The organism is Kistimonas scapharcae (genome assembly GCF_039540975.1).
GTDB lineage: Bacteria > Pseudomonadota > Gammaproteobacteria > Pseudomonadales > Endozoicomonadaceae > Kistimonas > Kistimonas scapharcae.
This window is the reverse complement of record NZ_BAABFL010000456.1, coordinates 21,599-37,014: the sequence shown is the minus strand read 5'-3', so window position 1 is coordinate 37,014 and position 15,416 is coordinate 21,599. Positions and strand designations below refer to the sequence as shown.

General features: G+C 50.8%; 9 protein-coding genes. 5 read left to right on the top strand and 4 right to left on the bottom strand.

Translation table 11 applies throughout. From position 1 onward, the window contains the following. Positions 1–50: 50 nt before the first annotated feature. The gene (locus ABD892_RS20540) at positions 51–404 is read right to left on the bottom strand and encodes an AraC family transcriptional regulator ligand-binding domain-containing protein (RefSeq protein ID WP_345197981.1); all 354 of its coding nucleotides are present in this window, start codon (positions 402–404) and stop codon (positions 51–53) included. 141 nt (positions 405–545) lie between these two features. Between ABD892_RS20540 and ABD892_RS20535 the strand changes: the two genes are divergently transcribed. Beyond that, positions 546–2,324 carry an alkyl/aryl-sulfatase gene (locus ABD892_RS20535; RefSeq protein ID WP_345197980.1) on the top strand — a complete coding sequence of 593 codons (1,779 nt, stop codon included), beginning with the start codon at positions 546–548 and terminating at the stop codon, positions 2,322–2,324. A 204-nt stretch (positions 2,325–2,528) separates the two neighbouring features. Then, positions 2,529–4,640, top strand: a complete 2,112-nt coding sequence (locus ABD892_RS20530; protein WP_345197978.1) for a S8 family serine peptidase — start codon at positions 2,529–2,531, stop codon at positions 4,638–4,640. A 69-nt stretch (positions 4,641–4,709) separates the two neighbouring features. On the opposite strand, the gene ABD892_RS20525 is transcribed toward ABD892_RS20530, so the two are convergent. Together ABD892_RS20525 and ABD892_RS20520 are read right to left on the bottom strand one after the other, a co-directional pair. Further along, entirely contained in the window at positions 4,710–6,182 is a 1,473-nt protein-coding gene (locus tag ABD892_RS20525; protein ID WP_345197977.1) for a hypothetical protein, read from the bottom strand. 199 nt (positions 6,183–6,381) lie between these two features. Then, positions 6,382–7,080, bottom strand: coding sequence for a TVP38/TMEM64 family protein (locus tag ABD892_RS20520; RefSeq protein ID WP_345197975.1), 699 nt, complete (start codon positions 7,078–7,080; stop codon positions 6,382–6,384). Between the two features lie 356 nt (positions 7,081–7,436). On the opposite strand from ABD892_RS20520, the gene ABD892_RS20515 reads away from it, so the two are divergent. The 3 genes from ABD892_RS20515 to ppk1 all read left to right on the top strand — a co-directional run bounded on the left by ABD892_RS20515 (position 7,437) and on the right by ppk1 (position 12,214). Further along, on the top strand, positions 7,437–8,816 hold the full coding sequence (locus ABD892_RS20515; protein WP_345197974.1) for a hypothetical protein: 1,380 nt from the start codon (positions 7,437–7,439) through the stop codon (positions 8,814–8,816). 140 nt (positions 8,817–8,956) lie between these two features. Continuing rightward, complete coding sequence (gene hemB / locus ABD892_RS20510) at positions 8,957–9,967, top strand: porphobilinogen synthase (protein WP_345197971.1); 1,011 nt, start codon at positions 8,957–8,959, stop codon at positions 9,965–9,967. Positions 9,968–10,075: 108 nt separating this feature from the next. After that, positions 10,076–12,214 carry a polyphosphate kinase 1 gene (gene ppk1 / locus ABD892_RS20505; protein WP_345197970.1) on the top strand — a complete coding sequence of 713 codons (2,139 nt, stop codon included), beginning with the start codon at positions 10,076–10,078 and terminating at the stop codon, positions 12,212–12,214. 88 nt (positions 12,215–12,302) lie between these two features. On the opposite strand, the gene ABD892_RS20500 is transcribed toward ppk1, so the two are convergent. Then, a complete protein-coding gene (locus ABD892_RS20500; protein WP_345197969.1) occupies positions 12,303–15,332 on the bottom strand; it encodes a hypothetical protein in 3,030 nt (1,009 codons plus the stop codon). Positions 15,333–15,416 lie beyond the last annotated feature (84 nt).

Genomic DNA, 15,416 nt, shown 5'->3' with positions numbered 1-15,416 from the left:
GCGTTTTGTGCAAAAACTGTACTCTGTTGCCAAAAGTACGGCCAGCTTGCTCACATTCCCAAGGTTAAGCGGGATTTAAGGAGCGTACTGCTGGCCTGGACGGCATAACTGAACGCATGCAGGGCGGTAGGGGTAATATGCTCGGCCAGAAACAGGCCGAACCCCTCTTCCCCGGTCGCCTCAACCGCCAGTTGCCAGAGCCGGGTCATGCAGGACATCGGCACCCGCGCACCAGGCTGACTGAGCAGGGACGGATCAATACCCGCCTGTTTCAACAGCGGCTGCGGCTCAATACCGAACGACTGAATGGTTCGGGCAACCGCAAGCGTCCAGCTGCTGAGCGTCGTTGGCTCCATAGCCTGAGACTTTTTTCCTGTTATTGGCTTGTGCGTGACTGCCTGCATTGATTGTCCGCTTGGGTCAAAAGGTTGTCCCGGAATGTCCATACGGAAACAGGAGTGACTATATAAAATACCGCCACATCAGAACAGGAAAACCTGTCTGCCACGAACAACAATAATGAACTGACAAGAGGTCTCCTGCGTATGCGTTTACCCCGCTTCGCCCGGCATGCTGTACTCGGCAGCATCGCACCACTGCTCTTCGCCTGCACAAGCGACGACCCGACACAGACAGCACAGCATGCCTCTGACAATGCGTTAGCGCCCGAATCCCATGTCCACCCCATCCTGAAAGCACACAGTGCCGAGTTCGAGCGCAAGGTTTACCAGGTCACCGAGGGTGTCTGGAGTGCAGTGGGTTTCGGACTGGCTAACTCGATTCTGATTGAAGGCGACGATGGCGTCATTATTGTCGACGTTATGGAAAGCCGGGAAAACGCCGAAGCGGTGATGGCGGAGTTCCGCAAGATCACGGACAAACCCGTCAAGGCGCTGATCTACACCCATAACCACGCCGACCATGTGTTCGGTGGTCTGGGTTTTGTTCCAGAAGGGAATGTGGACGTTTATGCCCACAGCACAACCAACTACTACATTGACCGAATCATCAACCAGATCCGCCCCGTCATCACCAACCGCAGTGGTCGTATGTTCGGCAACCTGCTGGAAAAAGGCGACGATGGACTTGTGAATGCCGGTATCGGCATGGCCGTGAACCAGGGCCATGGTGGCGGAGCGCCAACCCTGATTCGTCCGAACAAGACCTTTGATGATGAACTGGATATTGAAATCGCAGGCGTCAAGATCAAACTGGTGCACGCCCCCGGCGAAACCAATGACCAGATTTTCGTCTGGCTGCCAGAGAAAAAGGTGCTGATGCCCGGGGACAATATCTACAAGGCGTTCCCCAACCTCTACACCATCCGCGGCACCCTTTACCGGGATGTCCTGGGCTGGGCTCACAGTCTGGATAAAATGCGGGATATGCAGCCAGAACACCTGGTGCCCAGCCACACCCGCCCCGTCAGTGGACAGACGGTCATTACCAACCTGTTGACCGATTACCGTGATGCCATCCAGTACGTCCACGACCAGACCATCCGTGGCATGAACCACGGCATGACACCCGATGAACTGGTCGAAACCGTCAAGTTACCAAAGCACCTGGCAGAACACCCTTACCTGCAGGAACTCTACGGTACGGTTGAATGGTCAGTCCGTAATATCTTCAATGGATACCTGGGCTGGTTTAACGGCGATAGCGCCACACTGTCGCGTGCCTCCCAGAAAGAGCGCGGTGAAGCCATGGTCAGGCTGGCCGGCGGTGAAGAGAAGCTGCTGGAAAATGTGCAACAGGCGTTAGCGGATGATCGCAACCGCTGGGCCGCTGAATTATCCAACTACCTGCTGTTCATTGATCCGGAACATGAGCGGGCCCGCCAGCTCAAAGCCCAGGCGCTCAGGAAACTGGGTAAAGCCAGCATCAGCCCTAATGGTCGGAACTTCTACCTGACCCAGGCACTGGAGCTGGAAGGTAAAACCCATATGCCCAAGCAGGAAATCACCGCTGAGAACCTTGAGCTGATCAAATCCTTCCCGGTGAAGAATTTCCTCTCGGCCATGTCTGTTGCCCTGGACCCTGCCAAGAGTGATACCACAGATAAACGACTGAGTTTCACATTCCCGGATGTGAATGAAACCTGGACCCTGCATGTTCGCCGTGGCGTAGCGGTGCTCAATGAAGGCCTTGATTCGGAAGCAGAACTCAATATCACGGTGAACAAGGATAACTGGATAGAGTTGGTGACAGGTGCCAGAAGTTTCCCAGGCACAGTAGCCTCGGGGGATCTTGAAATAGACGGCGGCATGCTAAAACTGCCTGAATTGATTGGCTTCCTGACAATGTTCGATCCTGCCGCCTGAGAGCACTGTATAGCAGTGGGCCTCTGGCTCACTGTGCCTGCCAGTTATCACACGAGATGCATTGTTCATGCATAGCCCATTCATTCTGCACTATACTGGCAGGCGATTATCTTTTCCTGATCCTGTAGCTGCCTGCGAGTTTCCAGCCATTTCAGTCTAACCCACCATTCCTGTTCGTTGACCTTCCGCCAGGGAGTGTACCGCATGACTGCTGACCATCGCGCAATCCTGTTCCTGATAATGTGCCTTGCCATACTTCCTGGGGTTTCACTCAGGTTGCATGCCTCCCTTCAGCAACCCGGTACGGATCGACTGATTATCAAATATGCGCCACCGGTAACCCATGTAGCAGAAGCAGAGGCCGGCGTTCTCACTGCCGCCGGCAATGTTCCACACCTTGAAGGGGAAGCGGTCAGGGTTGTACGTGCCATTGCCACAGGCGCCAATGTCATGCAGCTGGAAAAGCGTCGTACCGTGAATGATATGGACACTATCTGTCGTTCATTGGAGCAACAGCCAGGCATTCTGTATGCCGAACCTGATCATATCATGCACCATCACACGACACCCAACGATCCCCTCTATAACCACCAGTGGCACTATTTTGAACCGGTTGGCGGAATCAACCTTCCCGCCGCCTGGGACAAGACGACCGGCAGTGACAAAGTCAACGTTGCGGTGATTGATACCGGTGTTTTGCACCATCGTGATCTCATCGGAAACCTTTTACCCGGCTATGACTTTATCAAAGACCTCGAGGCCGCCGCTGATGACAGCGGTCGCGATCCCGATGCCTCCGATTCCGGCGATTACACCCCTGCCGGATTCTGCGGCTTCGACCAGTACGGACTCCCCAGTCCACAACGTAATACTTCCAGCAGCTGGCACGGTACCCATGTTGCGGGCACCATTGCGGCAACTGGTAACAATCACGAAGGCGTTACCGGCGTCAGCTGGCACAGCCGAATTCTGCCGATACGCGTCCTCGGCCGCTGTGGCGGCTACACCTCAGACATTACGGATGGCATGCTCTGGGCAGCCGGCATTCCGGTCACCGGCATGCCGGACAACCCGCATCCTGCCAAGGTGCTGAACCTTAGCCTGGGGGGAGAAGGCACCTGTACACGGGCCTACCAGGATGCCATCAAGCAAATTCGAGCCAAAGGCGCCACTATTGTCGTCGCGGCCGGCAATGAGAACCGGGACGCCCGTTATTCCTGTCCTGCCAACTGTGACGGTGTCATCACGGTCGCCGCCACCAACCGTGATGGCGCCCGGGCCTACTACTCCAATTTCGGTACCGTCGTGGATATCGCCGCACCGGGCGGCGAGCTGAATTACCCGGAAAACGGCATCCTCTCGACCTACAACAGTGGTTCCAACCACCCAGCCAACGATACATATGCGTCGCTCGAAGGCACCAGCATGGCAACTCCTCATGTATCTGGCGTTGTCGCACAGATGTATGCAGTGAACAGCCAGCTGACGCCAGACCGGGTCGAGACGATCCTGAAGACTACTGTCCGCGAATTCCCCACCGGGATCTACAATGCCTGCACAACCGCATTATGTGGCTCGGGTATTGTTGATGCCGCAAAAGCGGTTGATGCCGCCGCCGGCGCATCACCGGATACGGTCAATCGTCTCAGAAAAGGCATCGCCAAAGGGGCGTTGACGGGAACCCGGGAAGCCCCCTTGATGTTCACACTGGATATTAGTCAGCCTGTCACCGGCCTGACCTTTACCCTCTCTGGCGGCAGTGGTGATGCTGACCTCTACGTCAGCCATGGTCGGCCCCCTACACTGACGGACCATGACTGTGCTTCCGCCCTGTCGGGAAATGATGAACATTGTCGTATAAATCATGCTGACTCAGGCACGTGGTATGCCATGGTCTATGCCTACAGTCCGTTCCGGGGAGTCTCATTGCTGGCCGATTACGATGGTGAAGAGCCGCAGGAACAGCAACCTGCTGAATTCAGCAATACTGTCAGTATGCTGATCCCTGATCGGGATAATCGAGGTGTAACCAGCACGTTGTACGTGTCGCGGACAGGTACTGTTGGAACACTGACGTTGACACTGGATATCAGCCATCCGTTCCGCGGGGATTTACGTGTTGTTTTGATTAGTCCAAGGGGGAACCGTTACCTGATCAAGGAAGAGCGTGCCAATGAGGCAGGCACGGACCTTAGAGATACCTGGACAATCCATGCCCCCAATGAGAACGCCGAGGGCGTTTGGAAGCTACAAGTAGCCGATCTTTATTATCGTGATAGTGGGCGCATTAACTCTTGGAAACTGGCGTTTCAATAACGCTGATCGTTTTCCCCTAAATAGACAGGATTCCCCTGCAATATATCATTCACGCCCTCAAAGGTGGCATTATTGCCTTCTACCAGCCATGTAATGATTATCCGCTGTGGCGAGTACAAATAATTCTGCCTCAGGATATTGCTGCATGACATCATCCAATGATGTTGCCGGGTATTCTTCAAGCTCACCTTGAGGGCCTGCAATGCAGGTCACTTTTTCACTGAGATCACAAATTACTATTCTGCAATTTTCAGTGGATGCCATCAGCCGAACATCAAGCTGTTCTGCATAATTATACTGTTGCTTTAACAATTCAATTTGTTCTTCTAACAAAAAAGCGATTTCCGTGTCAAAGTGCAGCTTACCATTGCCCTCCAGACATCTTTCTCCCTCCTGGTAGGATCGGTTTCTTAATTCCATTATATTGGAATGCCCTCTGACTTTTGAAACGCCATCATAAAAACAGTCGCCATTCCGAACAGTCTGGACAAACTCACGGTCATATTTATTCACGATGCTTTCTGCCCGTTGTTCCTGTCTTGCTCTTTTTGCCTGATCCTCTCTCGCAGCGTTCTTACTGGCAGCAATAGCCTTCGCCAGTCCGTCATCACTATCCTCGTCAGGTACGGCATGTGGCGCCATACTACGATGTATAGCGTCCTCTATAGCCTTCTGTTCCAAGGCCTGACGCTTCGCTTCATCGGATTTCAGGGCCTCTCTGCTAAGCGCTAATACTTGCGCCAGATCGGGATCACTTTCTTCAAGAAACGTGTCATTACTGCGACGCACAGCTTCCTCTATGTCATTAGCTTCCCTGATATCACGCCTCGCTTGATCCGTTATTGCAGTCTCTCTACTAAGAGCTAATGCCCGTTGGGTCTCGGGATCCACTCCCTCATCATCAACGTCTACGCTACCGCCTGCCTCATTTTCGGAAGAGTACTCACGGGCTAAACGAGACGCATCAACCTCTGGCCGAGCGTGTGAATTATCTACTATTGTATGGGCAGATCTCGCAGGTTCATCAGCATAGCCTTCATCATCCGTTATACCGCCGGGCTCACCGGATAAACTGTCCAGATCGCCCACATCAAATGATTCAGATACACCACTTATCTCACTGGCAGTTTCATAATCGGAGTCAACCATAGTACCTGTCGAGAAGTTTATCTTCCCTCTTTCTTCTTGACGCTCCGAAATAGCTGGCAATGTTTTCTGGTAAGGTATGTTCTTTACAAAAGGAATCACCCCTGAATTCACATATTGAATATATCTTTTCTTGATGCTTTTATCGATATCAGGTGCATGCAAGACTGCCTCCATGCTCTTCTTATAATCAGAAGCACGTAAAAAACACTTAATATGACTTATCAGGTAAGAAAAAAAACCTTCAACTTCGACCAGTTTATAAACACGTCGTCCATCTGGTGTTTTCCCTTTTTGCATATCCAGGGAACACCATTTTTTTTTATCTTCTACCGCTGTCCATTTTTCAATAGTCTCAATAGAAGAACTCAACACATCAGAAATATTCCTAGGCATTATATCAAGCCCCCGTTTCATTCCATTTACAGCAGGCCATCTGCACGAACCACAACTATAAGTACAGCCTATATCATCCCTACCGGCTAAAAAACGAGACCAATGTAGCTATAAAGCTCAAAACGATATCACCAAACGCACCGGCTCCGGAGTTATGCAGTTCCTGAAATAGCCGGTGCGTTATTAAGAGATGTTATTCTTATTCATGACTGGCAGTCTGGCTGCCCCCCTTATGCGCCCTGCGCTCTTTCACTCGCGCCATCACCTTGCGAACAACCCACGGGAATGCTGCCAACAGGACAAATGATGCAATCAGGCCTGGGGTTAAAATACCACTGACACTAAGCTCCTTAACCTGACCCAGCTGGGCGCCCGCGTTAACGTACACCATGGTACCGGCCAGCATCCCGACCTGGCTAACCCAGTAAAATGTCCATGCCCGGATCGGCGTCAGCCCCATCACGAGGTTAATGATAAAGAACGGGATGGCGGGAATCAGGCGAAGGGTAAACAGGTAAAAGGCACCATCTTTCTCAACCCCTTCATTCACTGTTTTCAGGTAGCCACCGAATTTTTTCTGCACCGATTCCTGCAGGAGCACCCGAGAAAACAGAAAGGCCAGTGTTGCCCCTATCGTACTGGCAAATGAGATCACCAGCAGGCCAACCCAGAACCCGAAGATAGCCCCCCCAATCAGGGTCATTAATACAGCGCCCGGTAAAGAAAGCCCTGTAACCGCCACATAGGTCAAAAAGAAGATACCCATCGTCAGTAGCGGATTGTCCTGATAGAGCTGTAGAAAAAAGTCTCTGCTCAGGTATTGCTGAAGGTCAAAACCATAGAATAAAGCAATTGCCACTACGACAATCGCTATCAGGCCAACCCTTTTTTTATTCATACCCTAGCGTCCTTCTGCTCCAAGAGATAAAGCGTCATTGTCTTATACGTCACCAAAACACATGTGGATTCATGTCATCTTGCCAGTATTGGTGACAGAGATATACAGCACAAGCACCATACACCCAATGCATAGTCTGATGCCACATGACCACACGAAATACAAACGTATTACGACAGCATAAACACAGCCATTTTGGTCATAAATGAAAACAGTCATGTTATTAACAAAAGAAACGTTCCGAACAATACTACGCCTGTATTTAAAGGCCCTCTCCATCAACATTGAATATGAATGTACCACAACCTGTTCGTTATACAGATTGCAGCCTATCACTCCGGGATTACAGTCGAAGGGTGCAAACCTCAAAATGGGGAACTATTTGGGTTATCGATAACGACAAGATCAAGCATTTATCAGCAGTTAGCATTGATTCTCTTCAACGGCGCTGCAGTATTGCACGCCTTTTATGCACAAGGTATCCAAAATACAGTTCCGCCGAAAGAAACAATCCATTTGAAAAGATCAGCGATTATATTATCAACGCCTATGAAGAAGAATTTTTGCAATTAATCTGTGCATACCCATATGACATTGTTCCGAATAAAAGACTAAGAATCGCGAATAATGGATGTGAAACTGGTGATTATGCAAAATTATTTATGCAATTTGATACCAGCAAACAACAACAGATCATCACGGAAGCACTTTTACAACTGTACAAAAGCGCTGTATCAGCCATTAAAACTGTTGATTTTCAAGAGTATTACAAAACATTCAAAGATCTTCGACAAGTGGTCAAAATACTCTTTAGACTGGATCTGACAATGTTTCTGGATTTGCCATTAACCGCAGGCTTTGGTAGTAAAGGTGCCAGCCTGGTCAGTACATTGAAAGCGAATCTTTCATTTAACCAGAACATGATTGCCTATAACTTTCTATACACGAAAGACCTCCAGACATTCATTGCATCAGGCCAGAAATCCGACTTGATATACTGCAACTTTGGACCCGACATTGATGGCAATCATGGCACAATTTTATTTCTTGAACGACCTATCAATACCCATGTAAGAATGACTGTCGTTAACTCGACAGGGGCTTTTACATCGGAACAAATACAACACGAATGCCCCCCTCAATTTACCCTGAATATCTATATATACATGCTACTCACTGGCGCTATTTACTTTGCCAGGTTGCATCCATACCTTACCTTTGATTTTGGCTTTATTAAGGAACAAAGTCAGCAAGATCATGAAAACTGCCATGTATGGTGCTGCAAAGTCCTACGCAAAACCCACGACATTGAGGCTTTTTCGCAATTAGTCTGGCCCACCTGCGCAGAACTGAAAGAACACAATCTAGTATATAAAAAAGCTGCGCCTCTTAAATGGGAAAATATCAATCTTCAGGTTTATTCTCTGACACTACCTAAAACCTATTGGAAACCCATCCAGTCCATATCGCAGCTCCATACATTGACCGACGCACTCTCCCCCAGCGATAAAGGCAAAATCTTGTTTGACCAGATCAAGGATAGCGAATGTGGTGACTACCTGACCGGAGAGGGAATGACCCTGGGCACCAAAACAGTCAATAATCACTTACAGAGGATCTCTATTAAATACTCTGTCATAGGCCTTCTTCATCAAATGGGAACGCTCACGGCCAATCATCTGCATTATATACGCGAATTAACCGCCAAGCGCACGTCAGCAGTAACCCCTGGATAGTGACACCCAATCTCCTCTCAAACGCCTTCACAGACCCAAGCCTTCTCAAATCTTCCTTACAAATCATTCAGTTTATCTTTCAAACGTACCATAATAGCGCAACCGTTCCCGGCATCCTGTGAGACATAAGGAAGTAAACCGTGAAACCTGTTCACCGCGCCTTTCCCTCCACCCGGCCTCGTCGCATGCGCTTCGATGATTTTTCCCGTCGCCTCATGCGGGAAAACCGTCTCACAGTAGATGACCTGATCTACCCGGTATTTGTCCTGGAAGGCCAGGGGCAACGTGACCACTGCACCCCCATGCCGGGCATTGAGCGCCTGAGCGTCGATGAGCTGGTCAAGGATGCGGAGCACTGGGTTGAACTGGGGATTCCGGCCGTCGCCCTGTTTCCCGTTACCCCGGCCGAGAAGAAATCCCTGGATGCACGCGAAGCCTGGAATCCTGATGGATTAGCCCAGCGTGCGGTCCACGCCCTGAAAGAGCGGTTCCCGCAACTGGGCGTCATCACTGACGTTGCGCTCGACCCTTTCACCACCCACGGACAGGACGGCATCATCGACGATAGCGGTTACGTCATGAACGATGAAACCGTTGAGGCACTGGTGAAACAGGCGCTGTCTCATGCGGCGGCCGGTGCCGATATTGTTGCGCCCTCCGATATGATGGACGGCCGCATCGGTGCCATCCGTGCCGCCCTGGAGTGTGACAGCCACACCAACACCAAGATTCTGGCCTACTCCGCCAAGTATGCCTCCAGCTACTATGGCCCGTTCCGGCACGCGGTCGGTTCTGCCTCCAACCTGGCGGGGGGCAACAAATTCAATTACCAGATGGATCCGGCCAACAGTGATGAAGCCCTGCATGAAGTGGCGCTCGACCTGCAGGAAGGGGCGGACATGGTGATGATCAAACCGGGCATGCCCTACCTGGATATCGTGCACCGGGTCAAAACCGAGTTTAAGGTTCCTACCTTCGTGTACCAGGTCAGCGGCGAGTACGCCATGCACATGGCGGCGGTACAGAACGGTTGGCTGGAAGAAGAAAAAGTCATGATGGAATCCCTGACCGCCTTTAAACGGGCCGGCGCTGACGCCATCCTGACCTACTATGCCGTGAAAGCGGCGGAGCTACTGGCGGGCCGCGCCTGAGCGCAGCGTTCCAGGGGATTGTTATACTGTCAAACTGGCTGACGACATCTGTCCTCAGCCAGCCATTCACGCTGAAATACCTGACATCAAAACAAGCAGGGAGGACCCATGACAGAAACGGCCAGTTCCACTGAACAGGCAACTGCTGATATTCCGGCTCCTCCGGTCATCAGCGATCTGGACAACCCGGAGTACTACATCAACCGGGAACTCAGTCATTTGCAGTTCAATATCCGGGTGCTCGAGCAGTCACTCAATGAAGACTATCCCCTGTTGGAGCGTCTGCGTTTCCTGCTGATTTTCTCCAGTAATATGGACGAATTCTTTGAGATCCGGGTCTCCGGCCTCAAGCAACAGATTGAATTTGCCAGGGAGCAGGTGGGTCTCGACGGCATGCAGCCTGCCGAGGTATTGAAGGAAATCAGCCAGCTGACCCATGAACATGTCAGCCGGCAATACGCCATCCTGAATGACATCATGCTGCCGGCCCTGGCAGACCAGGGCATCCGTTTTATCCGTCGGAACCAGCTGACAGAAAAGCAGGCGTCCTGGGTGAAAAACTTTTTCTTCCAGCAGGTCATGCCGATCATCAGCCCGATTGGTCTGGATCCGGCGCATCCGTTCCCACGGCTGGCCAACAAGATCCTGAATTTCATCGTTGAACTGGAAGGCAAAGACGCCTTTGGTCGTGAAACCGGCATGGCGATTATCCCGGCGCCACGTTCACTGCCCCGTATCGTCCGGCTGCCGGATAACCTCTGCGAAAAAGGCGGCGAAAACTATTTATTCCTGTCATCTATTATCCACCAGCATGCCGAAGACCTGTTCCCCGGTATGACCATCAAGGGTTGTTATCAGTTCCGGATCACCCGGAACAGCGACCTGAGCCTGGATGATGAGGTGGACGACCTGGCCTCCGCCCTGCAGGGGGAACTGCTGGCTCGCCGCTACGGTGATGCGGTACGTCTGGAGGTTGCAGATAACTGTCCGCGGCATCTGGCGGATTTCCTGCTGCGCCAGTTCGCCCTGACAGAAAGTGAACTGTACGAAGTGAACGGCCCCGTCAACCTGACGCGCCTGATGGATGTCTGTAACACACCCACCCATTCTGACTTGCAGTTCCGCCCGTTCAGCCCGGGCTTCCCCAAAGGACTTCCTATAGGGCTCCCCAAAAACAGCGACCGGTTGTTTGATGTCATCCAGCAGGAAGATATTTTGCTGATGCACCCCTTCCAGACATTTACGCCCGTCGTCGACCTGTTGCGTCAGGCGGCCAAGGATCCCCATGTTCTGGCCATCAAACAGACACTGTACCGAACCGGCGCCAATTCCGAGATGGTGGATGCCCTCGTGGAAGCAGCACGGCATGGCAAAGAGGTCACTGTTGTTGTCGAAATTCGGGCGCGCTTTGACGAAGAAGAGAACCTGAAGCTGGCTCGCCGCCTTCAGGAGGCAGGCGCCATCGTCGTCTATGGCGTGGTTGGCTATAAAACCCATACCAAACTGATGCTGATTGTCCGTCGGGAAGGTCGTCGGATTGTTCGCTATGCCCACCTGGGTACCGGTAACTACCATGCGGTCAATGCTCGACTGTACACCGACTACAGCCTGATGACCTGCGATAAAGACCTGACCAATGACGTGCACAAGGTCTTCCAGCAGCTGACCGGTATGGGCAAGGCAGTACGGGTCAAAAAACTCTTCCATGCGCCGTTTACGCTAAAGAAGAACCTGATCGACCTGATCAACCGGGAAGCTGAGAATGCCCGGGAAGGGCGCCCCGCCCGCATCATCCTGAAAGCCAATGCACTGACAGAAGCCAACGTGATCAAGGCGCTCTACAAAGCCTCACAAGCAGGCGTGAAGGTTGATCTGGTGATTCGCGGGATTTGCAGCCTGCGCCCCGGTATCGAAGGGTTATCGGATAATATACGGGTCCGCTCGATTGTTGGGCGCTTCCTGGAACATACCCGGGTGTATTTCTTCCAGAACGATGCCGAACCCAAGGTGTTCTGTTCCAGCGCAGACTTGATGATTCGTAACCTGGATCACAGGGTGGAAGCCTGTTTCCCGATAGAAAACCCCAAGCTTGCCACCCGTATCAAGAAAGAGCTGGACTTATACCTGACAGACAACACGGGTAGCTGGAAGCTGCTCCCTGATGGCAGTTATGAACAGAATCGACCGGTGAGAAACCAGAAGCCCAGAAATGCACAACAGGCATTGCTGGAAACACTGGCGAGCTAATGCCACGTCTTTCTGGTCAGGTCATCTTATCACTGCGGATGGCCTGATCAGTCATTACTGCCCAACATCACCTTCAGTCATCCACAGATTAAACTGCCACCTGAACCATTGCAGGTTGCCGTTGCTGGTCTGGATACAATAGCTTCACACGTTTGTTAGCCAGATGCACATGCCGCACACATTCATCATTGGCCTGCTGTAATGTCTTGTTCACATCCTCGATCCTGCGAGTCAGCAGGCTATAGCGCAGTAACAAGCAGGCAGCCCTGTCCTGCAACTCTCGCGGTACATCGCCACCGTTTAAGCTCCGTACAGATCTCCCTACGTCTTTCAACTGAACTTTGACTTCTTCCAAAGCATTCACCAACGGCATAAGCTCTCCTGATGCATGCTTTGCCTGCCGCCTCAAGGCCCTCCACTCATCTTCCGACAGCTGTGCACTCACACTGTTATCGAGCACTCCAGCATTGAAGTAGCCAATTTTTTCAAGCTTCCTTCCTACACCGGTCGATCGTGATGGCGGTAATTTCTCCATCCAATCCGGGATCTTCATCTCAGGGGGCTGGTAAGCGTGCATCATACGTTCACGTGTCGCCGCAATCCTTTGATTGACCTGATTGTTCTTGCTCTCCAGCTTATTCGCCAGGTATCTGATCCACAGCCATAACGCTATGCCAAAACCACCTGCGGCACCGGGGTTAGGGAATGCGTCCGTCAACACACTCACAAAGCTTAATCTGGCGCCAGACATTAATGCCCATGTCACACCCGACTCATGCAACCGGAAGGGGATACGTCTTACGTAGTAACTGAAATACCCTATAAACGTATCCCAGCAAGTTTTTAACCCTCGAAGAAGCTCCCCTCGGTGCAGTCGATCAGCCTGTACATTGACGACCTGATCCATTCTTATTCCTGCTTGTGCTTTCACCATCTGATCTGCCAACAGAAGATTGGCATTCAGTGTGTATTCCTTATCCCCTCTCTTTTCCACAATATAGAAATACTTCTTCCTAACGCCGTTATTAGGCTCTCCAACTTCGTCACAGGGCTCTCGTTGCTCATAGGCCAAGTCTATTTCCTGCATTCTGATAGATTGCTCAGGTTGCAGTTTATTCTTGGCTTCAGCTGCATTTTCTCCAGAAACCATCATATAAGCTTCAGGCTTAAGCTCTCTAACCTCATCACTGACCCTGCCCAACATAATCCATTCATCAGAATCACAAGCCTGGAAGTATTGACCGACCACGTCGGCTGTGAATCGGGGCTTGTAAATAAATGACCATACCTTTCTAGCCAGTGAAGGAGCTTCCAGTTCACCCCGCTGTTCAATGGCTCTTGTAAATGCCTGCCCAAGCGCGTCCTCACTCATGCTGCCAAAGATATTTAATTCAGGCCCTAACAAGGCTTGCAGCTCTTCCTCAATAATGGCCTTTTCTTGTGTATACCGTTCTTGCGCCTGAATCACCGCTTCAGTGACCGGTTCCATGCTATCCGCCAAGCGATTTTCCTGCTGTTTCATGGCCGCCAAAGCTTTTTGATAGTTATTAGCAGCTTCCACTGAATCACCTGCGGTCAACTTCAGACAGTCTGCTTTTTCTGCCAGTCGATCCAGTTCACGCCTTTCCACAATCAAGGCATCTGTCACATGCACCTCTCCGGCCAAAAACAAGAGTCGATCCAACAGCTCGCGCTGGTGCTGTTTGAGTTCTTCTTCAATAGCCGCCAGCTCTTCCTTATGTGTTTGAATATGCGCTTCAAACTCCTCCAGCAACTCAGGCGCTTCCTCTTCAATGCGCATTAGAAGGTCATTCAGATGTTCTATAAGCGTATTGTAGTGGCTGATGTTACCTTCTTTATCCGCAATATGGGTTCGCAGCTGTTCCACCTTAGACTGGTTCCAGCGTTTGCGCACATAAAGCACCAGTGAATCAAGCGCAAACCAGAATACCAATGTGCCTAATGCGGCCAGCACATAAATGGGGGCGGCAATGAATGTACCCGTTAATAATATTCCGGCTAACGATGAAACGACCATATCGACGATATTTAACAGCAAGCCACGCTTGTTCCTGGCAAACCATTGCACGACTCGACGCATAAATCGATGGAAGCGTTGCCTGCGTGTCAATGTCTGGCGAGCGGCAACTTTATCAAGGTATGCCTGATATTTCGGATCCAGCTCTGCCCTTGTATCCACTGTTATCGGTGAAACCTCTTCATCCCCATGCCCCGTGGGACTGTCCTCCGGGGTAGAAGGCAATTGTAATGATCTTGCTGAATGGGCCTCGATGGCAGTCAACGGATCTTCAACGCCATACTCAGACAGAAACGCTTGCTTTAACGCACGCTTGAGGTGCATGCACTTCAGAGGTGTAAGCGATGCTTCATCTTGCGTGTCAATGTTGAACTGGTTCAATAAGTCCGCAATGAGTGCCTCTCTCTGCGCTTGATCTGATGACGGACTGACGGGTGATACGGGCGCAGACTGAGGCCCCTGACTGCAAGAAGGCATTGCAGGCTGGTTGCCCCCAAAACTATCTCGACGAGGTATTCCCCTGCGTGAAGTGTTATATTTTTCCTTAAGGTTATTCCATTCACCTCTCATATAACGCTTCAATAAATGATGGATAAATCCTTTTGGCAACGTCTTGTTTTCAAGCTGAAACTGATAAAAGATTTCATCAATCGTCGCTTCACTGTGCCAGTATTGAATAGCCTTTAATTGTTTGGCACTTACCAATCCTTGATCTTTTGATTCAAGGTAAAGTCTTCCTTGATGTTCTCTAAAACACCAAAAATTACTTTCAGAAGAAAGCACAAAGGCACAGGCTAACCTCAAGTCATTACTTGGCGAAACTTCTGTCAATCGTTGTCCCAAGGTGACTGGTGCCTGGCCCAGACTCTTCTTGGTAACAAAATGCCGATAAACTTCAGCTAATGAAACCAAATTCTGGGGATCATTCCTGGTGCTTTTAACCTGAAATCCCCACTTTCTCCCATTATCTGAATCTTTAACTTTAACCAGTACGTGATCGTCAGACATGTCATGGCAGAAGTCATCAAAGGCGACTTCCAACAGACTGCGAGCCGGAAGGGAATGATTAGGCATCGTCATCAAACCTCCTTATTTCTGCAGTACTCGCTAAAACACTCTCAGTACAAGACAGACAGTGTCATACCAGAGGAGATGGTATCGGGA